Consider the following 23329-nt stretch of genomic DNA (forward strand, 5'->3'; position numbering starts at 1 on the left):
AGGTGGACAGATGTTCGATTTCGAAGCCCTGAGCCAGGCGATTCCGCGTCAGACCGTGCTCTGCGTCGGCGACCTCATGCTCGACGAGTTCGTCTATGGCGAGGTGTCGCGCGTTTCGCCGGAAGCGCCGGCGCCCGTGATCGCCGTCCAGCGCAGCGAGACCAATGTCGGCGGCGCCGGCAACGTCGCGCGCAACATCGCTTCTCTCGGTGCGCGCTGCATTTTCGTCGGCCTGATCGGCGAGGACGAGGCCGGCGCAAAGCTGAAGGCCGATCTGGCGCGGGAGAAGCTCATCGAGGCGGTGCTGGTGTCCGATTCCTCGCGGCCGACGACGCGCAAGGTGCGCTTCGTTTCCGAGCATTTCTCCACCCACATGCTGCGCGCGGATTGGGAACTGTCCGTTCCGGCCTCGGCCGATGTCGAGCAAAAGCTGATCGATGCGATCCTGCCGCAGGTCGCGCGCGCCGATATCGTGCTGCTGTCCGACTACGCCAAGGGCGTGCTGACGGCGCGCGTCATCCGCAACATCATCGATGCCGCGAAAAAGCTCGGCAAGCGCGTGATCGTCGATCCCAAGAGCGCCAATTTCGCGATCTATCGCGGCGCCACGCTGCTGACGCCCAACCGCAAGGAATTTGCCGAAGCGACCCGCAGCCGCGCCGATACCGACCAGAACATTGCCGGCGCGGCGCAGGACGCGATGATGCTCGCCGATTGCGAGGCGATGCTGGTGACGCAAAGCGAGCACGGCATGACGCTGGTGGTGCGCGGCGGCGAGGCGATCCACGTGCCGGCGCTGCCGGTCAAGGTGCGTGACGTCTCGGGCGCGGGTGACACGGTCGCCGCGGCGCTGGCACTGACGCTCGCGGCCAAAGCGGATTGGGAAACGGCGCTCAGGATGGCGAATGCGGCGGCAGCCGTCGCGGTCGGCAAGAAGGGCACTGCTACCGTGACACCGGCGGAGCTGCGGCGGAAAATTCTTCCGCATGCCTCGCTGGCGGCGGAGGAAAAGATCGTGCCTGCCGGCGGCGATCTCGATGCGCCTCTCTCGGACTGGCGAAGACAGGGGCTGCGCATCGGATTCACCAATGGCTGCTTCGACATTCTGCATCCCGGCCACGTCAAGGTGCTGACGGCCGCGCGCGGCGCCTGCGACCGTCTGATCGTCGGCCTGAACAGCGATGCCTCGACGAAGCGGCTGAAGGGCGAGGGGCGCCCGGTGCAGGACGAGCGAGCGCGCGCCGAGGTGCTGGCGGCGCTGGAGGCGGTCGATCTCGTCGCGATCTTCGAGGAAGACACGCCGATCGAACTGATTACGAAAGTCAGGCCGAGCGTGCTGGTCAAAGGCGGCGACTACACCCGCGAGCAGGTCGTCGGCCACGAGATCGTCGAGGCTACCGGCGGCGAGGTCGTGCTCGTCGATATCCTGCCGGGCCACAGCACGACGTCGCTGGTCGGCCGCGCCCGGGGAGGCAATGCGTGAGCGTTAGTGCTGTGGTGCCACCGATGTCCCTGGTGCGACGATATTGGCGTGACCGCGCGCTGTGGATGACGATCGCGGATATCTTCGCCATTCTGGCCGCGTTTGCGCTGCCCTGGTCGACGACGGTGTTGGCAATCTTCGTGCTCTGCTGGCTCGGCGCCGTGGCCTGGGTGATGGACTGGCGGGCCTACGGGCGTTTGCTGAAACAGCCGATCTGCTACTTGCCGTTCGCGCTGGTCGGTCTGGCCGTCATGGGTACGTTATGGGCGGACGCGGCATGGAGCGTGCGGCTTGCCGCCATCAGTCCGGCCCTCAAGCTCCTGGTGCTGCCGGCGCTGTTCTATCATTTCGAGCGATCGTCGCGCGGGATGTGGGTCTTCATCGCATTCCTGGTGTCGTGCGCCTTGCTGATGCTGGTGTCGTGGCTGGTCGCGATCAATCCAAGCCTCTCGCCCAAACCAGGTGATGATGCGTATCGCGGCATCTTTGTCAAAAACTACATCGACCAGAGCCAGGAGTTTGCACTCTGCGCGATCGCGCTGATCTATCCGATCGTCAGTCTGCTGCGGGTGAAGAAGATGCGGCAAGCATTGCTACTGTGCGCAGTTTCGCTCGGTTTCATCGCAAACATGGCGTTCGTGGTCGTCTCCCGGACCGCCATCGTGACAATGCCGATCATGCTGGCGGTGTTTGCACTGCTTCATCTGAGGCGACGCACCAGTTTGATCATCATAGGCGTCATGATCGCTCTCGTGGGCGTCCTTTGGTTCACCACGACCGATTTGCGCTGGGGTCCCAAGAGATTTCTCAGGGATTATCAGCTCTACAAGACGGAACAAACTGTGACATCGATTGGGCTTCGGCTCGAGTTCTGGAAAAAATCCGTGCGGTTCTTTTCGGAGGCGCCGGTCTTCGGTCACGGAACGGGCTCGCTGCGCGGGCTCTTCGAGCGGGCTGCGACGGACTATTCCGAATCGCCCAACGGCGGCATTATCAGCAATCCGCACAACCAGACGTTGAACATCGCGGTGCAATGGGGTATTGTTGGAGTCATCCTGCTGTACGCAATGTGGTTGGTGCATCTGCTGTTATTTCGTGGAGAGGGGCTCGTCGCCTGGATCGGGTTGCTGGTGGTCGTACAGAACATGTTCACCTCTCTGTTCAACTCGCATCTCTTCGATTTTCACGAGGGATGGATGTACGTGCTCGGCGTCGGCGTTGCCGGCGGCATGACCCTCGCGGGCAAACAACGCAGTGAGAAAGCGGATCCGGTGACGCGACCATGAGTGTCGACGGTGAGCGCGGGGCAAAGCGCTCGGTCAGTTGGATTTTTGCGCGGATACTTGCGTTCCGCCACGATCAGGCGGCGCGGATGCTGAATGTTGACCTCATTGCGGTCGCGGTTGCGGTGCTGCTGCCGTGGTCGACCAGCGGCGTCGGTATCGGCATGGCGATATGGTTCTTAGCCCATCTCGCGGTGGTCGAATGGCGCCCGTTCCTGCGCTCGTTGCTGCGGCCGATTTGTATGCTTCCGATTGCGCTGGTGGCATTGGCCGCGATCGGAACCCTCTGGTCGGATGCGCCCTGGAATGCGCGCTCCTATGCACTGAGTCCGACGACAAAGCTGCTCTTTTTGCCGTTCCTGCTCTATCATTTCGAGCGCTCGACGCGCGGCATGTGGGTATTCGTCGGCTTCCTGGTTTCCTGCGCGCTGCTGGTGCCGGTATCCTGGCTGGTGCTGCTTGAACCATCCTTCACGCTCAAACTGGAGGACGCGGAGCGGGGCATTTTCGTCAAGAACTACATCGACCAGAGCCAGGAATTCGTGCTGTGCACGGTCGTGCTCGCTTTCCCCATCATCACGCTGCTGCGAGAGGGGAAAATCAGACAGGCATTGTTGCTGACCGCGGTCGCGGCCAGCTTCATCCTCAACATGGCCTTCGTCATTGTCTCGCGCACGGCGCTGGTCACGCTGCCGATCATGCTTGCCGTGTTCGCGATGATGCATCTGAGGTGGCGGACCAACGTGCTGCTGTTGATAGCCGCCGTCGCGCTCGGCGCGCTCACCTGGACCTTGTCGCCGCAATTGCAGACGACCATAGACAGGTTCTCGCGGGAATACCACACCTACAAGGAATCCAATCAGCCGACGTCGGTCGGGCTGCGACTGGAATTCTGGGAGAAGTCGTTGCGGTTCTTTGCGGAGGCGCCGGTGATCGGGCATGGCACGGGATCGACGCGACGATTGTTCGAGGCGGCGGCGACCGGCCCTGCGGCGCTGGCGCAGGCATGGGTAATCGGGAACCCGCATAACCAGACCCTCAACGTTGCGGTCCAGTGGGGTGTTGTCGGGGTCGTGATCCTGTATGCAATGTGGTTTTTTCATTTCTCGATGTTTCGCGGCGAGGGGCTGGTGGCCTGGATCGGGCTGATGGTGGTGCTGCAGAATGTATTCAGTTCGCTGTTCAACTCGCATCTGTTCGATTTTCACGAGGGTTGGATGTATGTGCTTGGCGTCGGGGTCGCCGGTGGCATGGTGCTGCGCGCCAGATTCGGGGCCGCCGAATCTTCCGGAACAGGCTTGGCATGATCGCTGGCATGCACGCCGGAGATAAGATATCAGCGGGCGAGGGGATGCGCCTCGCGAATCCCGATCGTTCCCGCAGCCGGCCATTGGAATGACGCCTGTTTCGCAACTGACCCGCCGCAATTTCCTGATCGCAGCGCATGATGCGCTGGCGACGGCGCTTGCGCTGCTGGCAAGTTTCTACCTGCGCTTCGAGGGCGGCGAGGCCTTCTATGCCCGCCTGCCGCTGTTGCTGCGCATCCTGCCGCTGTTCGTCATCTTCAGCGTCGTGATCTGTTACGTCTTCAACCTGACGACGACGAAATGGCGGTTCATTTCGCTGCCCGACGCGCTGAACATCCTGCGCGTGGCGAGCGTTCTGGCGGTCGCGCTCATCGTGCTGGACTATGCGTTCATCTTCGGGGCATCGAGCAGCAAGGCGCCGGTGCTGTTCGGCCGCATCACTATCGTTCTCTACTGGTTTCTCCAGATATTCGCGCTGAGCGCGCTCCGTTTCGGCTACCGCTATTTCCGTTACACACGCGTTCGCCGCCATGCCCGGACCGAAGGCGCCTCAGCAACCCTTTTGATCGGCCGCGCCGCCGATGCGGAGGTGCTGCTGCGCGCGATCGAGAGCGGCGCCGTCAAGCAGCTCTGGCCGGTCGGCGTGCTGTCGCCGTCGGCCGCAGACCGCGGGCAGTCGATCCGTAACGTGCCGGTGCTCGGTAGCATCGACGACGTCGAGGACGTGATCCGCGACTATGCCGGCCGGGGAAAGCCGATTGCGCGGCTCGTCATGACGCCGTCGGCGTTCGAGCCCGAGGCGCATCCCGAAGCTGTTTTGATGCGCGCCAAGCGGCTCGGCCTGTTCGTCAGCCGCCTGCCGTCGCTGGAGAGCGGCGACGTGCCGAGGCTGACCAATGTCGCCGTCGAAGATCTCTTGCTGCGGCCGAGCGAGAAGATCGATTACGCGCGGCTCGAGACCCTGGTCAAGGGCAAGGCGGTGATCGTCACCGGCGGCGGTGGTTCGATCGGTTCGGAGATTTGCGACCGCGTCGCGACCTTCGGCGCCGCGCGGCTGTTGGTGATCGAACATTCGGAACCGGCACTTTATGCGGTGACGGAAGCGCTGACGGCACGCGCAACCAATGCCGTGGTCGAAGGCCGGATCGCTGATATCCGCGATCGCGACCGGATCATGAGCCTGATGCGGGAATTCAAGCCCGATATCGTGTTCCATGCCGCCGCGCTGAAGCATGTGCCGATCCTCGAGCGCGACTGGAGCGAGGGCGTCAAGACCAACATCTTCGGATCGGTCAACGTCGCCGACGCGGCGAAGGCGGCCGGCGCGACCGCGATGGTGATGATCTCGACCGACAAGGCGATCGAGCCGGTCTCCATGCTCGGCCTGACCAAGCGCTTTGCCGAAATGTACTGCCAGGCGCTCGATCATGACCTGCTGACGCAATCGGGGGGCAAGCCGCACATGCGCCTGATCTCGGTGCGGTTCGGCAACGTGCTGGCTTCGAACGGATCGGTGGTGCCGAAATTCAAGGCACAGATCGAGGCCGGCGGCCCGGTCACCGTGACGCATCCGGACATGGTCCGCTACTTCATGACCATCCGCGAAGCCTGCGATCTCGTGCTGACCGCGGCGACGCATGCGCTGACCCCGGCACGGCCCGACGTCTCGGTCTACGTCCTCAACATGGGCCAGCCGGTCAAGATCGTGGAGCTTGCCGAGCGCATGATCCGCCTGTCCGGCCTCGAACCCGGCATCGATGTCGAGGTGGTGTTCACCGGCATGCGGCCGGGCGAGCGGCTGAACGAGATCCTGTTCGCCAGCGAGGAGCCGACGGTGGAGATCGGAGTCGCCGGCATCATGGCCGCCAAGCCCAACGAGCCGCCGATGCAGACCCTGCGCAAATGGATCGCGGCGCTGGAGGATGCGATTACGCGGGATGACCGTTCCACCATCCGCGCGGTGCTCAAGGACGCCGTGCCCGAGTTCGGCTCGAACGCCGCCTGATCTTTTTGGTGTCAGCCGGCGATGCGGGGCCGCTTCGAAAGCCAAGATGCAGCAGTCCGGAAAAGTCGTCGTCGTCAGCCAGCACTATCCGCCGGATCCGAGCACGACGGCGGCGATCATGGCGTCGATTTCCCGGCGCGTGGCGCAGGAGGCCGACGTTCTGGTGCTGTCGGGAACGGCAGGCTCCGCGATGTCAGCGCAAACGGGCAAGCCCGAGGTCGTCGACGTCAGGAACTGGATGCCGGCAAAGGGCGCGCTCGGAAAGCGGGCGGTGGCCGAATTGCTGTTCACGGTCCGGATGTTTTTCGTGCTGCTGGCGAGGCTCAAGCGCGGCGACGTCACGTTGACGGTTCCCGCGCCTTTCATGCTGCCGTACGCCCTTGCCGCGGCGGCCAAGCTGAAAGGCGCGAGGTCGATGCTGATCATGCACGATCTCTATCCCGACGTTCTCGTCATGGCCGGCCTGCTGAAGCCGCAGTCGATCGTCGCGAAAGCGATGCGCGCGTTGAACGCGCCGATGTTTCGCGCGCTGGACGCCGTCGTCATCATCGGCCGCGACACGGAAAAACTGCTGCTGCGCTATCGCGGAATGACCGGCGACAAGATCCGCTTCATTCCGAACTGGGCCACGCTTGCGCGTGGTGTCCGCACGGTCGAGCCTGACAATCCATATCGCCGTTCGTTGTCCGCCCGTTTCGTCGTCGGGCTATCGGGCAATCTCGGGTTCACCCATGATCCCGTCATCGTATTCGAGGCGGCGCGGTTACTGCGGGACGATAAGGATATCCATTTCCTGTTGTCGGGCTGGGGCATAGGCTTCGACCAGTTGAAGGCCATGCAGTCCGAGGCAAGGCTTCCGAACGTCACCCTGGTCGACCGCGTCGAGGACGACCGGTTGGAGATTTTTCTTTCGGCCGCGGACGTCTGGATCATTCCCTACCGCAAGAATGTCGCGGGCGTTTCGGTGCCGAGCCGGTTCTACAATCTGCTGGCGATCGGCCGTCCGGTGATCCTGGTTTCCGAAGCGGATGCCGAGGCAGCGCTGACGGTGACCGAACACGATGTCGGCTGGGTCGTTGAACCCGGCAACGCCAAAGAACTGGCGGAAACGGTCGGTCGCGCCGCCCGTTCCGTGGACCCGCAGCGGGCCGAACGCGCGGCCGAAATCTCCAAACGCTTCGATTTTGAGATCGCCATGACCGCCTATTGCAGCCTGATCCGCGAACTGGCGCAGAAGAAGCCGAGCTAGCCGGGGAAGGGGGCGCGGCGCGAGAAGCGGCGCATCAGAAGCGCCGTGGCGGCAGCTCCCGCAACAAGAAGCAAGCCGGAGATCGCAGGCGAAGAGGTCATCACCGCGCCGATCGCCAACGCGGCCAACAGAATGTTGAGGGCGAACACTTCGCTCACCACGCGCGAGACTGAAAATCCGTTGTCGGTGGCGCGCTGATAGAAGTGGCTGCGATGCGCCGCCCAGAACGGCTCGCGCCTCGCAATGCGCCGCAGCAGGGTAATGGTGGCGTCGGCGAGATAATAGAGCTGCAATAGCAGCGCCGCCGCCACTTGCTGATGCCAGGCGAGCTGCAGCAGGCACCAGCCGGCGAGCAGGCCGATCGGCAGGCTGCCGACATCACCGAGAAAAATTTTCGCCACCGGCCGGTTGAATGGCGCAAAGCCGAGCATCGCCCCGAACAGGGCGGCTGCAGCGACCGTCGTCGACGGCGGAAGATCGACGACCCAGCCGAGCAGGACCAGCGCGGCGGTGACCGGCACGATTTCGGCGACCGTTATCAGATCGAGCCCGTCCATGAAGTTGACGAGGTTGACGAACCACAGGCCTGCGAGCAACAGCAGGCCGCGTTCGAGCCAGAGCGGGCAGGCGGGAACGATCCTTAAGGTTTCGGGCGCGGCAACGATCACTGCCGCGACGGCAAGTCCCTGCAGCAACAGCCGCGGCAGGACATGGAGGTGCTTGACGTCGTCGGCAAAGCCGACGGCTGCGATGAACAGCGTCGCGCCGAAGACCGCGACGGGAATTTTTAAGTCCGCCGCGCCGGCAAGCGCAATGACGGCGGTCGCCGCGATCAGCGTGGCCGCGATGACAGCGATGCCCCCGCCCTGCGGCGTCGGGACCCGATGGGAGGAGCGCGCATTCGGTTTCGCCAGCGCTATCCGCACCATCAGCGGCCGGATCGCCCAGGTCAGGATGCCCGACAACAGCGCCGCCGGCACCGCTGCGGCAAACGACATCACTAGTTGCGAATTGGCCATTCTACCTGCGTGGAAGTCAGTCGGAGATTATTTCGGAACCTCGATCGGCGCCGTGCCCTGCGCGGCCTTCTCGGCGCTCAAGATCCAGACCAGCCCGCCGATCAGGCCGACGATGAAGGAGACGGCGCCATAGAGCAGGGAGATGTTGACGCCCTCGTTGGCCATCAGGCCGGCATAGCCGAACGCCAGCCCCATGGTGGCCTCGCGGACGCCCCAGCCGGCAATCGAGATCGGCAGCATGGTGATCAGCATGACGGGCGGAACGAGCTGGAAGATCTGACCGAACACCACGGGCGCTTCGATCGACTGCACCACGCACCAGGCGATGACGACGGCGAGCACGTGCACCAGCAATGACAACACCGCGACCTTCGGGCCGTGAATGCGGCTGAACAGCACGCGATTGGCGATCACCGAACAGGCATGGATGTGATGGGTGCCCCACCAGTGCTTCAGCCACGGCCATTGCAGCCTGCCGAGCACGAGAAATCCCATGCCGCCCGCCAGTGCTGCGAAATCGACGAACAGCAACGCCGACCTGCCGTGCGGATCGGTGATCAGACGGTAGCTCCAGGGCAGGCTCGCGACGATGACCACCGCGAGCGCGATCAGGCCGATCGCGCGGTCGACGAAGATGGAATAGGTCGCAGCCCGCCAGCCATGGCCGCTACGCGCCACCAGCCACAGCCGCACGGCGTCACCGCCGATCGAGGAGGGGAGCGTCTGGTTGAAGAAGGTTCCGATCACGTTGAAGCGCATCGCTTGCCGGGTCGGCAGCGGCGCGCCGCACTCCGCGCTGATCTCGCGCCAGCGCAGCACGCCGATGAAGATCTGCAGGAACGTCACGGCGATCGCCGCGCCGATCCAGCCCAGGCTGGAAACGTCGATGCGGGCGGCGAGGTCGGCAAGGTCGACCTTGCGCAGCGAGAAATACAGCAGCGCCGCCGAAACCAGTATCTTCAGTGTCGAAAGCAGGATTTGGCGCATCTCGCCCGTGCCGGGTTTGAGAAGGGGTGCAAAAAGCGATGCAATTCGGCGCCTTGGTATGGTTTTCGGGCCGTTCTGGCAATAGCAGGGCTGCTAGGTGTTGCGGCGGCCTCGGCAACGCGGGTAAAGAGGCCCGGGACAGAAATTTCAGCCGTTGAGCGCTGCCTTTCCAGGGATATGATGCCGGATCAATCCATTTTGGTCACCGGAGCTGCGGGTTTCATCGGCTTTCACGTCGCTCGCCGACTGCTTGCCGAAGGCCGAGCCGTCATCGGCCTCGACAATCTCAACGACTATTACGATCCGGCGCTGAAACGGGCGCGGCTGGATATCCTGCGCCGGGAGCAGGGCTTTGCGTTCGAGCAGATCGATCTTGCCGATCGCGCCGCCATGGAACGCCTGTTTGCCCAACACCGCTTTGCAAGGGTGGTGCATCTGGCGGCGCAGGCCGGTGTTCGGTATTCGATCGACCAGCCGCATGCCTATGTCGACGCCAACCTCGAGGGCTTCGTCAATGTGCTGGAAGGTTGCCGGCATCACGGATGCGGACATCTGGTTTATGCGTCGTCCTCGTCGGTCTACGGCGCCAATACGAAACTACCGTTCTCGGTAGACGACAAGACCGACCATCCAGTCAGCCTCTACGCCGCCACGAAGAAGGCCAATGAGCTGATCGCGCATTCCTACAGCCATCTCTATCGCCTTCCGGTGACCGGCCTGCGGTTCTTTACCATCTATGGGCCGTGGGGCCGCCCTGACATGGCGATTTACATCTTTACCAAGGCGATCGTGGAGGGCACCCCGATCAGGCTCTTTAACCATGGCCGGATGCGGCGCGACTTTACCCATATTGACGACGCCGCGCGCGTCGTATTGCAACTGGTCGACCAGGCCCCCCGCGACGGCGGCCCGGCCGCCGGTGCGCCGGCACGAATTTACAATGTCGGCAACAATCATCCGGAAGAGCTAACCCATGTGGTAGCGGTTCTGGAGCGGGAATTGGGCCGCGCGGCGGTCCGGGACATGCTACCGATGCAGCCTGGAGATGTAACCGAGACCTTTGCCGATGTCGCGGAACTGATGCGCGACACCGGCTTCAGGCCGCAGACTTCGATCGAGGACGGGATTTGCGATTTTGTCGCTTGGTACCGTGACTACTACAAAATTTGAGGCGCCGATGAACGGACGAATTATTCCCCTGATCATGTGCGGCGGCGCGGGAACGCGGCTGTGGCCGGCCTCGCGCGAGGTGCACCCCAAGCAGTTCCTGTCCCTGTTCGGGGAGCGCTCGACGTTCCAGGACACGTTGCTGCGGGTTTCCGACGCGGATTTGTTCGAGCGGCCCGTCATCATCACCAACAATGCCTATCGCTTCATGGTGCTCGAGCAACTGGCGGAGATCGGGCTCGAGGCCGATGTGCTGCTCGAACCGATGCGGCGTGATTCCGGTCCGGCGATTGCGGCCGGCGCCGCCTTTGCAGAGGCGCGCGACAAGGACGCGATCGTGCTGGCGCTCGCCGCCGATCACGTGGTCCGCGACACGCCCGCTTTCGTCGCCGCCTGTCGCGAGGGGCTGGCCGCGGCGGAAGCGGGCCACATCGTGACCTTCGGCGTGCAGCCCGAACGCGCCGCCACCGAATATGGCTACATCAATCCCGGCGAGGTCATCTCCGGCAAGGTTCGCGCGGTCGCGAAATTTGTCGAGAAGCCGGATACGGCGACGGCGGCTGATTACGTCAAGTCGGGCTATCTCTGGAACAGCGGCAACTTCATGTTCCGCGCCGCCGTGTTGTCGGACGAATATCGCAAGGTCGATGCGGACAGCGTCCAGGCGGTTACCGATGCGGTGTCGAAGGCGGGTACCGATCTCGGCTTCGTCAAGCTCGATGAGGCCGCGTTTGGTTCGGCGAAGTCGATCTCGATCGACTATGCGGTGATGGAAAAGACCGCGCGCACCGCCGTCGTGCCGGTTGCGTGCGGCTGGTCCGATGTCGGCTCCTGGCATGCGGTGTGGGAATTGTCCGGCAAGGACGGCGAGGGCAACGCGTCGCGCGGCGCCGCCGTGTTCGAGGATTCGCACAACTGCAATGTTTCGACCGACCGCGCGCTGGTCGCGCTGGAAGGCGTCGACGATCTCGTGGTGGTCGCGACGCAGGACGCCGTGCTGGTGTCCAGGCAAAAGGACGCCAACGGGCTGAAGCGGCTGGTCGCGAAATTGAAGACGGTGGCGCCGCAGGTGACCGAAGACCACATCCGGGTGCATCGGCCCTGGGGCTCCTATCAGTCGGTCGACAATGGCGACCGCCATCAGGTCAAGCGCATCATCGTCAAGCCGGGCGGGCGGTTGTCGCTGCAGAAGCATCATCATCGATCCGAACACTGGATCGTGGTGCGCGGGACGGCGCAGGTAACCGTCAACGAACTCGTCAAAACCGTGCACGAGAACGAGTCGGTCTACATCCCGATCGGCGCGGTGCACCGGCTGGAAAATCCCGGCAAGATCCAGCTCGAACTGATCGAGGTCCAGACCGGCAGCTATCTGGGCGAGGACGACATCATCCGCATCGAGGACGACTACAAGCGCAGTTGAGCGCAGACCGTAATTCTACCGGTTCTGCGGCTGTAACTGTTTGAATCAAAACGTGTCCGAAAACCGCCGATCGCGTTCGCCCACGTCTGTGACGGCGTGCTAGAGAACCGCCGGGGAAAGTTCCAGCGCCGAATCTGCTTGGGGTCTACAAATCATGAGTTCCAAAGGGTCCGCTTCCGACGCGAAGACCGGTGAAAAGCGCGGCTTGCGTGTAGGCGTCGTCGGCGCAGGCGTGATGGGCAGCAACCATGCTCGCGTGCTGGCCGGCCTGCCCGGCGTGACGCTGGTCGGCATCGTCGATCCCTTGCCCGAACATCGCGCGCGCGCCACCTCGCTCGTCGGCTGCCGCGCCTTTGCCGAGCTCGACGCATTGTTCGACGAGGGCGTCGATGCCGTCACGATCGCGGCGCCGACCCATCTGCATCACGAGATCGCGCTCGCCTGCATCACGCGCAACATCCATCTCTTGGTCGAGAAGCCGGTCGCCTCGACGGTGGAAGAGGGGCAGGACATCGTCAATGCGGCGAAGAGCGCCGGCGTGACGCTGATGGTCGGCCATGTCGAGCGCTTCAACCCGGCCGTCGCCGCGATCAAGCAGGCGATCTCGGGCGAGGATATTCTGTCGATCGGCATCACCCGCGTCGGGCCGTTCCCGCCGCGCATGTCGAACGTCGGCGTCGTGATCGATCTGGCCGTGCACGATATCGACCTGATCCGCTGGTTCACCGAGTCCGATATCGTCGAGGTGCAGCCGCAGCTTTCCAGCGCCGTTGCCGAGCGCGAGGACATTGCGCTGCTGCAATTCCGCACCGCCTCGGGCGTGCTCGCCCACATCAACACCAACTGGCTGACGCCGTTCAAGGCGCGCAGCGTTACGGTCGCGACCCGCGGCAAATATGTGATGGGCGACCTCCTGACGCGGCAAGTGACCGAGTGCTTCGGCTTCAAGCCCGACGGCAGCTATTCGATGCGGCATCTGCCGGTCGGTCATGACGAACCGCTGCGCGCCGAGCTGATCGCATTCCTCGAGGCCGTCCGCACCGGCAATGTGCCGGCGGTGTCCGGCGACGAGGGCGTTGCCAGCCTCGAGATCGCCATCCGCTGCCTCGAGCAGCCCGCCAAGCCCGCGGCCTCCGCCGCGCGCAAGGGCCCGCGCCGCGTCGTCGGCTGAACCTCACTCTGTAATTTTTTGCAAGGCCCCATGAACCAGCACATGCGCCCAGAACCCGTTCCCTTCTATGACCTTGCCTCGCAGCGCCGGCGGCTCGGCACATCGATCGATGAGGCGATGGCGCGTGTGACGAGCCATTGCCTCTTCATCAACGGTCCGGAAGTCGCCGTGCTGGAGAAGGCCTTGGCGGATTTCTGCGGCGCCAGGCATGTCGTGAGCTGCGCGAGCGGTACTGACGCGCTGCTGATGGTGTTGATGGCCAAGGAAGTCGGCCCGGGGGATGCCGTCCTGTGCCCGTCGTTCACGTTCTCCGCGACCGGCGAAGCCGTGGCGCTGACCGGCGCGACGCCGGTGTTCGTCGATGTCGATGAGGCAACCTTCAACATGGATGCCGCCTCGCTCAAGCGTGGTATTGCGACGGCGAAGCAGCGTGGCCTGAAGCCACGGGCGGTGATTCCCGTCGACCTGTTCGGCCAAAGCGCCGACCACGATGCAATCGCAGCGGTCGCGCAGGCCGAGGGCCTGTTCGTGCTCGATGACGCCGCACAGGGATTTGGCGCGAGCTACAAGGGCCGCCGGATCGGCTCGCTGGGACTTGCGACCGCGACCAGCTTCTTTCCCACCAAGCCGCTCGGCTGCTTCGGCGATGGCGGCGCCATCTTTACCGATGACGACGGGCTTGCCGAGACGCTGCGCAGCATCCGCGTCCACGGCCAGGGCTCCGACAAGTACGACAATGTGCGTCTCGGCCTGACCGGACGTCTCGATACCCTGCAGGCGGCGGTCCTGATCGAGAAGTTGAAGATTTTCGAGGACGAGATCGCGGCCCGCAACCGCGTCGCGGAGCGCTATGCGCGCGGTCTCGGCAATTTCGTGACGGTGCCGCGCCTGGCCTCCGGATGCACATCGATCTGGGCGCAGTATACCATCCGTCTGCCGAAGGGGACCGATCGTGACGGCTTTGCGGCGGCGCTGAAGGCGCAGGGCGTTCCGACCATGGTCTATTATGCGAAATCGATGCATCAGCAGACCGCGTACCGGAATTATCCGGTTGCGGAGGGCGGGCTGCCGGTGAGCGAACAGCTGTCGGACGATGTCATCAGCCTGCCGATTCACGCCTATCTCGACGAGGCGGCGCAGGATCGCGTCATCGAGGCGGTGCGCGGCGCGCTTTCTTCCTGATTTCACCGTTTGACGAATATGCGCTAGAAGCGGCGCATGCTCGGACGCATTTTCACTGTCGGCGGTTACACGCTGCTTTCGCGGCTGACCGGATTCGCGCGCGACATCATGCTCGCCGCCATTCTCGGCGCCGGTCCCGTCGCGGACGCGTTCTTCGTGGCGCTGCGGCTGCCCAATCATTTTCGCGCGATCTTTGCGGAAGGCGCCTTCAACGCCGCCTTCGTGCCGGCCTATGCGCGTGTGCACGGCATGGGCGAAAGCTCGGCAAGACTGTTCGCCGACCGCATCTTCACGCTGCTGTTTGCCGCCCAGGTGATTCTTCTGGTCGTGGCCTGGGTGTTCATGCCGGAAGTGATCGCCATTCTCGCGCCCGGGTTCAAGGACGATCCGGCGCGCGGCGAACTGGCGATTTCGCTGACGCGGATCACGTTTCCGTATCTGCTGCTGATCACGCTGGTGACGCTGTATGGCGGCATGCTCAATGTGATGCATCGCTTCGCCAGCGCCGCCGCCGCGCCGATCCTTCTCAATCTGTCGATGATGGCGACGCTGGCGCTCGCCGCGTTCTTTCCGGGCGTGGGCTACGCCGCCGCCTGGGGCGTGCTACTCGCCGGCGTCCTTGAATTCCTGCTGCTGGCCGGTGACGTAACAAAGAGCGGCATTCTGCCGAAATTCGCCCCGCTCAAACTGGACGAAGACGTGCGCGCGTTCTTTCGGGCGCTGGGGCCTGCGACCGTCGGCTCGATGGGAACGCAGATCGCGCTGTTCGCTGACACCATCATCGCGACCTTTCTGCCCGCGGGCGCGCTTTCGGCGCTGTATTATGCGGACCGTCTCAACCAGCTCCCGATCGGCGTGATCGGGATCGCGATCGGTACCGTGCTGCTGCCGGAAATGTCGCGGCGACTCAGCGCGAACGATGTCACCGGTGCGTCGGCCGCGCAGCGGCGGGCATTTGAATTCTCGCTGTTGTTTTCGGTGCCGTTCGTCGCCGCCTTCCTGACCGTGCCTGATGTGATCATGCGCGCGATGTTTGCGCGCGGCGCGTTCTCGAAGGCGGATGCGGTCGCCGCAGGCGCCACCTTGGCGGCTTACGCGATCGGGCTGATTCCATTCGTGACCATCCGCAGCGCGACGGCGACCTTCTACGCCCGCCACGACACCGCGACGCCGGTGAAGGCGGCGTTGACCGGCGTTGCCGTCAATCTCGCGCTGAAGGTCGCACTGATGGGCCCGCTGGCGCAGATCGGCCTGGCGCTTGCCACCGCCATCGGCGCCTGGGTCAATCTGTTGCTGGTGCTGTTTTTCGCAGTGCGGGCAGGCTATCTCGAACTGGAGCGCACCTGGGTGACGTCGCTCGCCAAGTTTGCGGTGGCGGGCATTGTGCTGGCCGCTGCGCTGTGGGGCACCGCCCGATTCGCCAGCTTCTATTTCGCGCAAATGCACGCCTTCCGCGACGAGACCGCGCTGCTGCTGCTGATCGCGGCGGGCGCCTTCGTCTACGGGGTCGCGATCCTGCTGCTGTTCGGGCGGGGGTGGCTATTTACGCTGGTGCGCGAGCGCAAGTCCCGAAGCTAAGCTTCTGTGAATAAAGGGATTTTTCCAGGGCTGCTATCTCACGCTTCCGGCGTTGCCGCGGCCAGCCGCCGGGAAAAATCGTCCGCAATTAGGGGCGGCAGACAATGGCGGTCCGTTTCGTGCCGGTCCGAGACTCGGCAGCATCAACTTTTCTTGTAGGTGCGGAAAAGCCGGCGGCGCAGCGCCGTGGCCTAATGCGGTTTGCGCTGGCTCACGAACCGCTGCAATATAGAATGCTTCCAGGTGCGTGATCCGCAAACGCGGATAGGGGTCTCTCCGAAAAGGATCATGCTCAAAACAAAAGTGGGCGCGATGACGTTTCAAGTCATGACGCGCCAATGGAATTGGAGATACGATGGCAGCTCCCATCAAATTCGGCGTCGGTCAAAGCGTTCTCCGCAAGGAAGACGACGCGCTCATTCGCGGCAAGGGCCGCTATACCGACGACCATTCGCCACAGCCGGCGTTGCACGCGCTGATGCTGCGCTCGCCGCATGCGCATGCGAAATTCACCCTCAACGTCACCAAGGCCCGCGGCATGCCGGGCGTGTCGTTGATTCTGACCGCGGCCGAGGTCGCCGATCTCGGCGATCTGCCATGCCTGTTCAACCTGGAAGTCGACCCGTTTACTGGCCCGCCATACCCGATCCTCGCCAAGGACGAGGTGCGCCATGTCGGCGACGCGGTGGCCTTTGTGGTCGCCGATACGATCGACCAGGCGCGCGACGCGATCGAGGCGATCGACGTCAAATGGACGCCGCTTCCGTCCGTGGTCGGCGTCGTCAACGCCGTGAAAAAGGATGCGCCGCAGGTCTGGCCCGACAAGCCTGGCAACGTGCTGTTCGATGTGCCGGTCGGCGACAAGAAAGCAACCGATGCCGCCTTCGCGAAAGCGCATGCGGTCGCCGAAGTGTCGATCGTCAACCCGCGCGTCATCACCAATTTCATGGAGACGCGCGCGGTGGTCGCCGAATACGACGCCAAGCGCGATCACCTGACGCTGACCGTCGGCAGCCAGGGCAGCCATCGCCTGCGCGAAATTCTGTGCGGCATGGTGCTGAAGATTCCGATGGAAAAGATGCGGGTGATCTGCCCCGACGTCGGCGGCGGCTTCGGTACCAAGCTGTTTCCCTACCGCGAATACGCATTGATCTCGGTTGCTGCGAAGAAGCTGCGCAAGACCATCAAATGGACCGCCGATCGCTCCGATCATTTCATGGGCGATGCGCAGGGCCGCGACAACGTCACGACCGCGAAGATGGCGTTGGCCGAGGACGGCAAATTCCTCGGAATGGACGTCGACCTGATGGGCGACATGGGCGCCTATCTCTCGACCTTCGGGCCGTACATTCCGCATGGCGGCGCCGGCATGCTGCCGGGGCTCTACGACATCCAGGCCTTCCACTGCCGCGTGCGCACCGTGTTCACCAACACCGTGCCGGTTGACGCCTATCGCGGCGCCGGACGTCCCGAGGCGGCGTATGTGGTCGAGCGTCTGGTCGACGCGGCGGCACGCAAGCTCGGCATGACGCCGGATGCCATCAGGCGCAAGAACTTCATTCCGCCGAAGGCGATGCCCTACAAGACCGCGACCGGCAAGGTCTACGATTCCGGCGACTTCACCGCGCATATGAAGCGCGCGATGGAAGTCGCTGGCTGGAAGGAGTTTCCCAAGCGCGCCAAGGCGGCGAAGAAGGCCGGCCTCGTACGCGGCATCGGCATGTCCTGCTATGTCGAGATCTGCGGCACCATGGGTGAGGAGACCGCCAATGTGGCGCTCGATCCCAATGGCGACATCAACATTCTGATCGGCACGCAGTCGAGCGGGCAGGGGCACCAGACGGCTTACGCGCAGCTCGTCGCCGAACAGTTCGGCGTGCCGCCGGAGCGCGTCCATGTGCTGCAGGGCGACACCGACAAGATCGCGACCGGTCTCGGCACCGGCGGCTCGGCGTCGATCCCGACCGGCGGCGTCAGCGTCGAGCGCGCCACCCGCGAACTCGGCGCCAAGCTGAAGGAGATCGCGGCGGAGGCGCTGGAGACCAGCGCCGGCGACCTCGAGATCAGCAATGGCGTCGTGCGCATCGCCGGCACCGATCGCTCGATCAGCTTCGCCGACCTCGCCAAGCGTCCAGGCGTCGATCCCTCGAAGCTGAATGCGAGCGCGACGTTTGCGCAGGCCGACGGTACCTATCCGAACGGCACGCATCTCGCCGAGGTCGAGATCGATCCGGCCACCGGCATCATCAAGATCGTCAACTACGTGATCGTCGACGATTTCGGCGTCACGCTCAATCCGCTGCTGCTCGCGGGACAGGTGCACGGCGGGGCGATGCAGGGGATCGGTCAGGCGTTGATGGAGCAGGCGGTCTACAGCGCAACCGACGGCCAGCTCGTCACCGGCACCTTCATGGACTATGCGGTGCCGCGGGCTTCCGACGGTCCGTCATTCCATTTCGAAACGCACAACGTGCCGTGCACGACCAATCCGCTCGGCGTCAAGGGCGCGGGCGAGGCGGGCGCGATCGGCTCCTGTCCCGCGGTGGTCAACGCGATCATCGAGGGGTTGTGGCGCGAGTACAAGATCGACCACATCGATATGCCGGCTACCGCAGAGCGGGTCTGGATCGCGATTCGCGAGGCGCAGAAACGGCATAATCTCTGATATTTTGTCGCAGGCGGAATGATGTTCCGCATGCGGTGTTGACGAAACAGGCGGGCTCGCGGCGGTCGCGGGCCCGTGCTTTGAGCCAGCCAAGAAGGGGCAAGCGAATGAAGCGAATGTTGGTGGTCGCAGGGGCATTGCTGCTGAGCGTCGGTGCAGGTATCGCCCAGCAGGATGTAGCCAACCAGACTCAGACGACGATGAAGGCAACCGGAAGGGCCTTGGGTGCGGTCTTGAGTCCGATGGTCAAGGGTGAAAAGCCCTACGACCAGGCCGCCGTCACGACGGCCCTCGGCCAGCTGGAAGAGACGGCAAAGAAGCTGCCGACGATGTTTCCCGAAAGCATCAAGGGCTTGAAGGTTGAGGGCGACTACAGCTCTTCGCCGAAGATCTGGGAAGACAAGGCCAGCTTCGCTGCGAAGATCGACAGCTTCGCCAAGGTCGTGACCGAAGCCAAGGCGAAGATCAAGGATCTCGATTCCTTGAAGGCAACCGTGCCGGCCATCGGCAAGGAGTGCAGCGGCTGCCACGAGACATTCCGCCTCAAAATCTAATTCGGATCAGAAAAAGAGGGCGGCGCGTGAAGCGTTCCGCCCTCTTTTTGCCTGCCGTCTTTTTCCTGCCGTCAGTTGGCGAATCTACTTCGTTACCTGGCCGCGGATTTCGCCGCCTGGATTGGCTGCGGTGTGGATGTTGATGTAGTACTTGCCGGCCGTGAGGTCTGCGGCCTGAGCATCGGTCAGCGTCGCGCTGCCCTCGACCGGGCTCGACGTCGCATTGGGGATTGCGACCGCGACACCGGCATTCTTGCCGGCTTCGGCCGGGCCATGGAAATGCGCGGCAGTGGCGGGGCCGGACAGGCCGGAGTAGCTCAGCTTCCAGCTCAGCTTCTTGCTGGCGGGATCGTAGTCGATGTCGGCGGTACCGGTGGCTGCGCTGGTGTTGGGCGGCACCTGGGCCTTGCCGTCGAGCGTCGCCTTCATCTTATCGGCAGATGCGGGTCCGGCAAAAGCAAAGGCTGCCCCCAGCGCAAGCGTGACAAGCATGGTCTTGTTCGACATGGTGTTTCTCCCTGTTGATTAAGAAGCGGGCCGTGTCAGCCTCAAAACAACGATCTTCCAGATTTATTCCCCAAACGGCGGCCATGACATCAGCAATTTCGTGGAAGCCTATGGTGCGATCTGCGTTCATACTGTCATCGAATTGAGACTCCTGCTGATGGATCGGTGAATGCTGCGACGAATTCTCCTTGGGCTGATCGTGATCGGCGCCGCCGGCGCCGGCATCTTCTGGTGGCTGACGATCCCGGCGGTGATTGCCTCGGCCTCGCTTCCTCCCCGCACGCCGAACCTGGCCAACGGTGCTGCAACGTTCAATGCCGGCGGCTGTTCCTCCTGCCACGCCGTTCCCAACCAGCCCGACCGGCTGAAGCTCGGCGGCGGGCTTGCCATGCCTTCGCCGTTCGGAACGTTTTACGTTCCGAATATATCGTCCGATCCCACTTATGGTATTGGCCGGTGGAGCGAAGCGGATTTCGTGACTGCGGTGCTCAAGGGGACTTCGCCGGATGGCGCGCATTATTTTCCGGCTTTTCCCTATGCGTCCTATCAGCATGCGACGGTCGATGATGTCCGCGATCTCTTTGCCTATCTGAAGACGCTTGCGCCGGTGACCGGCAAACCGCGCGATCACGACGTGCCGTTTCCATTCAATATCCGTCGCAATGTCGGAATCTGGAAATGGCTGTTCAAGAACGACAAGGTCATCACGGCGGACGCCTCGCGTTCTCCGTCATGGAATCGTGGCGCTTATCTCGTCAACGGCATGGGCCATTGCGCCGAATGCCACAGCCCGCGCAACTTCCTCGGCGGCATCGTCCAGGCGCAGCGTTTCGCCGGCGGGCCCAATCCGGAGGGCGAGGGCTGGGTACCCAACATCACCGAGAAGAGACTGTCCGAGTGGAGCGCAAAGGACATCGCCTACTTCCTTGAGACCGGACAAACGCCCGATGGCGACACCGCCGGCGGATCGATGGTTCGCGTGATCAAGAATACGTCGCAGTTGTCGCCGGAGGATCGCGCGGCGATTGCCGAATATGTGAAGTCGCTGCCCGCGGTCGAGGGGCCGCCGCGGCCGAAGAAGAAGGAAGGCTGACAGCCTCGATGGAAGAACGCGCCTCGCGCGCCGTCAGGGCGTCAGGGCTGCGGTGACCGGCTCGCGCCTCCAGGGCGTCAGGGCCGCGGTGACCGGTTCGCGCCTCTCCGGCAGCGAGGGCACGATGGTCAACGGCTTGTGCGGCACGAGCACGGGCGCGGCGGTCTTGCTCCGTTTCAAATCTGCGGCCCGCCTGGCGGCCGTGATGTCGGTCAGCGGGCGATCGAGATCGTTCACCGGGTACAGCACGAAGCCACGATCCAAATAGGCGGCGGCGAAGCGCGGGGAATATTGAATGCCCAGATTGTACGAGACGAAAGCCGGCACCGGCCCGAAACGGCCGATCGGCGCGGCGGCCGCTTCCTTTACCGCCGGCGCCGCAGAGGCCAGCGTGACCGTGCCGGTTGAAATCTCTCCATCGCGCGGGGCGTGGGCCTCGTCCTGCGCCGGGGCGTCGGGCAGCAGCGCCAAAACTTCCTGCGCACGGCCGGTGGTTCTGTCGGCCAGCGTTTCCGCGACGCCAGGGGGCGTCGAAAAAAGCCCGAACACGACGTAGCCGCCCACCAGCACCGCCGAAATGACCGAGGCCGCCATCGTGTTGGAGGCGAGCTTGTGCACCCTCTCGTAGGTGCGCGTTGTCTTCGTCTCGGGGGGCGGCTGCAGCGCAATGGCGAGCAATTCATCGTAGGTCGCGCGCTGCTCGACATCGTTCAGGATGTCATAGGCGCGCACGAGCTCTCTGAACCTCAGTGCGGCATCCGGATTGTCGGGATTGATATCGGGATGCGTCGCCTTCGCGGCCTTGCGGAACGCTGTCCGCAAGCCCTCGGCGTCATCGCTCGGAAGAGCTCCGAGCAAATCGTACAGCGTCCCCATGGTGGTACTCGCGACTACTCCCCCCGGAACGTCCGCCGCCGCGGAACTCCCGATTGACGACGCCCCAGATAATGAAAAATATCAAGGCGGTAGGATGATCCTGTTATGGCAAAAGCGTGCCATGGTTAACGTCGTTAAGGTGCATTGCGGTAAGGCGGTGCCGTTTTGAGTAGCAGGGGTTGCCGAGGACGCCCGGGATCAACTGCGCGCAAGGCTATCCGATGGGCCGGCCGGTGCGGGTCGCCCACCTCGACCGCCAGCCACAGGCCTAGTCCCCAAGCCGCGATATTCCGAGGTCGTCGGCGACCTGGTCCAGTGCGCGCAATAGCGCCGGCGCCAGTGGAATCCCGCCGCTCGTCCGCTTCATCCGCGTTTCGTGGCTGCGTTCGCCGGGCACCCAGATGCGGTCGACGCCCGGGATGCGCTCGCTGTTACGGAAATCGCGCACCAGCGCGTCGACGCTCCGCTTGAAGACGGCGACGTCGCCAAAGGCTGCGATGTTGATCGCGGCGATCGCCTGTCCGGTGTTGGTGACGCTGTCGTCATCGTGGTTGAAGTCGATCACGTCGCGGCCCATCGCGGCGCCGCCGAGCGTGCCCGCGAGCAGGCCGATGATCATCGCCAGACCGTAGCCCTTGTAGCCAGCCTCCATGCCGCCGAGCGGCAGCAGCATGCCTTCGTCGGCGCGTTTCGGATCGGTCAGGGGCTGACCTTTGCGGTCGATCATCCAGCCTTTCGGCATCATCTCGCCGAGCAGCGCCTTGGTCTTCACCTTGCCATAGGCGGCGACCGTCGTCGCCATGTCGAGCACGATCGGCTTTTCGTCGCCGGCCGGGATCGCCGCCGCCACCGGATTGGTCGACAGCAGCATGTCGAGGCCGCCCCAGGGCGGAAGGTGGTTGGCATTGCCGACCGCGAAATAGAGCCCGATCATGTCATGGGCGAGCGGCATCGTGGCGTAGAGCGAGGCGGGGCCGGCATGGTTTGAGAACTGCGAGTTGACCCAGCCGATGCCGGTGGTGCGTGCCTTTTCGATTGCCATCCCGGCGGCGCGTTTCATGATGAGGTGGCCCATGCCGTTGTCGCCGTTCAGCACGGCCGTGCTGGCATGCTCGTGGACGACATGGATGTTCGGCCGGACGTTGAAACCGCCGGCCTTGATCCGCCTGACATATTGCGGCAACCGGCTGACACCATGCCCGTCCGACCCCTGCAGGTCGGCCGCCGCCATCAGCGCGGCGACCTCCGCGGCGTCAGCGTCCGGCAAGCCGACTGCGGTGAGCGCGTGCTGAATGAAGGCCTTCAGCCGGTCGAAGGTAACTGACGTCTCGGACAGGACGGGCACTCCGTTAAGGCCCGCGGGCGTGGCCGCGCCGGGCGAAGTCGACGGCGATTCGGGCAGGCGAGACCGCCGCTAGCCTGTGCCGAACGCCTTGAAGGTGATGATGGTGTGGGTGTCCTGGATGCCCGGAATTACCTGCACCTTCTCGTTGACGAAATGGCCGATGTCGGTGTCGTTGTCGACGTAGAACTTGACCAGCAGATCGTAATCGCCGGCGGTGGAATAGATCTCCGAGGCGATCTCGGCCTCGGCGAGCGCATTGGCGACGGCGTAGGACTGGCCGAGCTTGCATTTGAACTGGACGAAGAAGGGAACCATCGCTGTCGTCTCCGAATAGATTGGCCCCAATAGGCCAAAAACCGCCGGTATTGGCAAGCCAACTTGCTGCCTCTGGCAGAGCGCGGTAGGACAGCCAACACACCAATTGCGCGAGACCTG

At 63.8% G+C, this 23329-nt stretch carries 19 protein-coding genes; 13 read left to right on the forward strand and 6 right to left on the reverse strand.

Annotation, left to right across the window (positions count from 1 at the left end; translation table 11 throughout):
• Positions 1–10 precede the first annotated feature (10 nt).
• From rfaE1 to CQ14_RS16840, 5 genes are all read left to right on the forward strand, one after another.
• Positions 11–1483, forward strand: a complete 1473-nt coding sequence (rfaE1, locus tag CQ14_RS16820; protein WP_057858979.1) for a D-glycero-beta-D-manno-heptose-7-phosphate kinase — start codon at positions 11–13, stop codon at positions 1481–1483.
• Positions 1484–1506: 23 nt separating this feature from the next.
• Positions 1507–2769 carry an O-antigen ligase family protein gene (locus CQ14_RS16825; RefSeq protein WP_057858980.1) on the forward strand — a complete coding sequence of 421 codons (1263 nt, stop codon included), beginning with the start codon at positions 1507–1509 and terminating at the stop codon, positions 2767–2769.
• 86 nt (positions 2770–2855) lie between these two features.
• Positions 2856–4073 (forward strand): O-antigen ligase family protein, encoded by a 1218-nt coding sequence (locus CQ14_RS16830; RefSeq protein WP_156435075.1) that lies wholly within the window; start codon positions 2856–2858, stop codon positions 4071–4073.
• An 88-nt stretch (positions 4074–4161) separates the two neighbouring features.
• The gene (locus tag CQ14_RS16835; protein ID WP_057858982.1) at positions 4162–6078 is read left to right on the forward strand and encodes an SDR family NAD(P)-dependent oxidoreductase; all 1917 of its coding nucleotides are present in this window, start codon (positions 4162–4164) and stop codon (positions 6076–6078) included.
• Positions 6079–6124: 46 nt separating this feature from the next.
• Positions 6125–7327, forward strand: coding sequence for a glycosyltransferase family 4 protein (locus CQ14_RS16840; RefSeq protein ID WP_057858983.1), 1203 nt, complete (start codon positions 6125–6127; stop codon positions 7325–7327).
• Here CQ14_RS16840 and CQ14_RS16845 read toward each other — a convergent pair.
• Together CQ14_RS16845 and CQ14_RS16850 are read right to left on the reverse strand one after the other, a co-directional pair.
• Positions 7324–8346 carry an MraY family glycosyltransferase gene (locus CQ14_RS16845; RefSeq protein ID WP_057858984.1) on the reverse strand — a complete coding sequence of 341 codons (1023 nt, stop codon included), beginning with the start codon at positions 8344–8346 and terminating at the stop codon, positions 7324–7326. The genes CQ14_RS16840 and CQ14_RS16845 overlap by 4 nt on opposite strands.
• Before the next feature lie 27 nt (positions 8347–8373).
• Positions 8374–9333: a lysylphosphatidylglycerol synthase transmembrane domain-containing protein gene (locus CQ14_RS16850; protein ID WP_057858985.1), complete on the reverse strand. Its 960-nt coding sequence runs from the start codon at positions 9331–9333 to the stop codon at positions 8374–8376.
• Between the two features lie 180 nt (positions 9334–9513).
• Here CQ14_RS16850 and CQ14_RS16855 point away from each other — a divergent pair, with 180 nt between their 5' ends.
• The 7 genes from CQ14_RS16855 (at position 9514) to CQ14_RS16885 (ending at position 19073) form a co-directional block, all read left to right on the forward strand.
• Positions 9514–10503, forward strand: coding sequence for an NAD-dependent epimerase (locus tag CQ14_RS16855; protein WP_057859000.1), 990 nt, complete (start codon positions 9514–9516; stop codon positions 10501–10503).
• Between the two features lie 7 nt (positions 10504–10510).
• On the forward strand, positions 10511–11923 hold the full coding sequence (locus tag CQ14_RS16860; RefSeq protein ID WP_057858986.1) for a mannose-1-phosphate guanylyltransferase/mannose-6-phosphate isomerase: 1413 nt from the start codon (positions 10511–10513) through the stop codon (positions 11921–11923).
• A 154-nt stretch (positions 11924–12077) separates the two neighbouring features.
• Positions 12078–13094 carry a Gfo/Idh/MocA family protein gene (locus CQ14_RS16865; RefSeq protein ID WP_057858987.1) on the forward strand — a complete coding sequence of 339 codons (1017 nt, stop codon included), beginning with the start codon at positions 12078–12080 and terminating at the stop codon, positions 13092–13094.
• Between the two features lie 30 nt (positions 13095–13124).
• Positions 13125–14276: a DegT/DnrJ/EryC1/StrS family aminotransferase gene (locus tag CQ14_RS16870; protein WP_057858988.1), complete on the forward strand. Its 1152-nt coding sequence runs from the start codon at positions 13125–13127 to the stop codon at positions 14274–14276.
• 36 nt (positions 14277–14312) lie between these two features.
• The gene (murJ, locus tag CQ14_RS16875; RefSeq protein WP_057858989.1) at positions 14313–15854 is read left to right on the forward strand and encodes a murein biosynthesis integral membrane protein MurJ; all 1542 of its coding nucleotides are present in this window, start codon (positions 14313–14315) and stop codon (positions 15852–15854) included.
• A gap of 355 nt (positions 15855–16209) precedes the next feature.
• Positions 16210–18519: a xanthine dehydrogenase family protein molybdopterin-binding subunit gene (locus tag CQ14_RS16880; RefSeq protein ID WP_057858990.1), complete on the forward strand. Its 2310-nt coding sequence runs from the start codon at positions 16210–16212 to the stop codon at positions 18517–18519.
• Positions 18520–18626: 107 nt separating this feature from the next.
• On the forward strand, positions 18627–19073 hold the full coding sequence (locus tag CQ14_RS16885) for a c-type cytochrome (protein ID WP_057858991.1): 447 nt from the start codon (positions 18627–18629) through the stop codon (positions 19071–19073).
• A gap of 84 nt (positions 19074–19157) precedes the next feature.
• Here CQ14_RS16885 and CQ14_RS16890 read toward each other — a convergent pair whose 3' ends face one another.
• The gene (locus CQ14_RS16890) at positions 19158–19580 is read right to left on the reverse strand and encodes a CHRD domain-containing protein (protein ID WP_057858992.1); all 423 of its coding nucleotides are present in this window, start codon (positions 19578–19580) and stop codon (positions 19158–19160) included.
• A gap of 169 nt (positions 19581–19749) precedes the next feature.
• On the opposite strand from CQ14_RS16890, the gene CQ14_RS16895 reads away from it, so the two are divergent.
• On the forward strand, positions 19750–20673 hold the full coding sequence (locus tag CQ14_RS16895; protein WP_057858993.1) for a c-type cytochrome: 924 nt from the start codon (positions 19750–19752) through the stop codon (positions 20671–20673).
• Between the two features lie 33 nt (positions 20674–20706).
• On the opposite strand, the gene CQ14_RS16900 is transcribed toward CQ14_RS16895, so the two are convergent.
• From CQ14_RS16900 to CQ14_RS16910, 3 genes are all read right to left on the reverse strand, one after another.
• Positions 20707–21549 (reverse strand): J domain-containing protein, encoded by an 843-nt coding sequence (locus tag CQ14_RS16900; protein WP_057858994.1) that lies wholly within the window; start codon positions 21547–21549, stop codon positions 20707–20709.
• A gap of 268 nt (positions 21550–21817) precedes the next feature.
• Complete coding sequence (locus CQ14_RS16905; RefSeq protein WP_245320380.1) at positions 21818–22894, reverse strand: Ldh family oxidoreductase; 1077 nt, start codon at positions 22892–22894, stop codon at positions 21818–21820.
• 69 nt (positions 22895–22963) lie between these two features.
• On the reverse strand, positions 22964–23209 hold the full coding sequence (locus CQ14_RS16910; protein ID WP_029583462.1) for an Lrp/AsnC ligand binding domain-containing protein: 246 nt from the start codon (positions 23207–23209) through the stop codon (positions 22964–22966).
• Between the last annotated feature and the right edge of the window lie 120 nt (positions 23210–23329).

This window comes from Bradyrhizobium lablabi, assembly GCF_001440475.1.
GTDB lineage: Bacteria > Pseudomonadota > Alphaproteobacteria > Rhizobiales > Xanthobacteraceae > Bradyrhizobium > Bradyrhizobium lablabi.

Excerpts from the sequence above, each read along its gene's own strand:
- CQ14_RS16830 (WP_156435075.1), top strand. The coding sequence starts at position 2,856 with ATGCTGAATGTTGACCTCATTGCGGTCGCGGTTGCGGTGCTGCTGCCG.
- rfaE1 (WP_057858979.1), top strand. The coding sequence starts at position 11 with ATGTTCGATTTCGAAGCCCTGAGCCAGGCGATTCCGCGTCAGACCGTG.
- CQ14_RS16890 (WP_057858992.1), bottom strand. The coding sequence starts at position 19,580 with ATGTCGAACAAGACCATGCTTGTCACGCTTGCGCTGGGGGCAGCCTTT.
- murJ (WP_057858989.1), top strand. The coding sequence starts at position 14,313 with ATGCTCGGACGCATTTTCACTGTCGGCGGTTACACGCTGCTTTCGCGG.
- CQ14_RS16825 (WP_057858980.1), top strand. The coding sequence starts at position 1,507 with ATGTCCCTGGTGCGACGATATTGGCGTGACCGCGCGCTGTGGATGACG.
- CQ14_RS16880 (WP_057858990.1), top strand. The coding sequence starts at position 16,210 with ATGGCAGCTCCCATCAAATTCGGCGTCGGTCAAAGCGTTCTCCGCAAG.
- CQ14_RS16855 (WP_057859000.1), top strand. The coding sequence starts at position 9,514 with ATGCCGGATCAATCCATTTTGGTCACCGGAGCTGCGGGTTTCATCGGC.
- CQ14_RS16885 (WP_057858991.1), top strand. The coding sequence starts at position 18,627 with ATGAAGCGAATGTTGGTGGTCGCAGGGGCATTGCTGCTGAGCGTCGGT.
- CQ14_RS16900 (WP_057858994.1), bottom strand. The coding sequence starts at position 21,549 with ATGGGGACGCTGTACGATTTGCTCGGAGCTCTTCCGAGCGATGACGCC.
- CQ14_RS16910 (WP_029583462.1), bottom strand. The coding sequence starts at position 23,209 with ATGGTTCCCTTCTTCGTCCAGTTCAAATGCAAGCTCGGCCAGTCCTAC.
- CQ14_RS16850 (WP_057858985.1), bottom strand. The coding sequence starts at position 9,333 with ATGCGCCAAATCCTGCTTTCGACACTGAAGATACTGGTTTCGGCGGCG.
- CQ14_RS16870 (WP_057858988.1), top strand. The coding sequence starts at position 13,125 with ATGAACCAGCACATGCGCCCAGAACCCGTTCCCTTCTATGACCTTGCC.
- CQ14_RS16895 (WP_057858993.1), top strand. The coding sequence starts at position 19,750 with ATGCTGCGACGAATTCTCCTTGGGCTGATCGTGATCGGCGCCGCCGGC.
- CQ14_RS16835 (WP_057858982.1), top strand. The coding sequence starts at position 4,162 with ATGACGCCTGTTTCGCAACTGACCCGCCGCAATTTCCTGATCGCAGCG.
- CQ14_RS16860 (WP_057858986.1), top strand. The coding sequence starts at position 10,511 with ATGAACGGACGAATTATTCCCCTGATCATGTGCGGCGGCGCGGGAACG.
- CQ14_RS16840 (WP_057858983.1), top strand. The coding sequence starts at position 6,125 with ATGCAGCAGTCCGGAAAAGTCGTCGTCGTCAGCCAGCACTATCCGCCG.
- CQ14_RS16845 (WP_057858984.1), bottom strand. The coding sequence starts at position 8,346 with ATGGCCAATTCGCAACTAGTGATGTCGTTTGCCGCAGCGGTGCCGGCG.
- CQ14_RS16865 (WP_057858987.1), top strand. The coding sequence starts at position 12,078 with ATGAGTTCCAAAGGGTCCGCTTCCGACGCGAAGACCGGTGAAAAGCGC.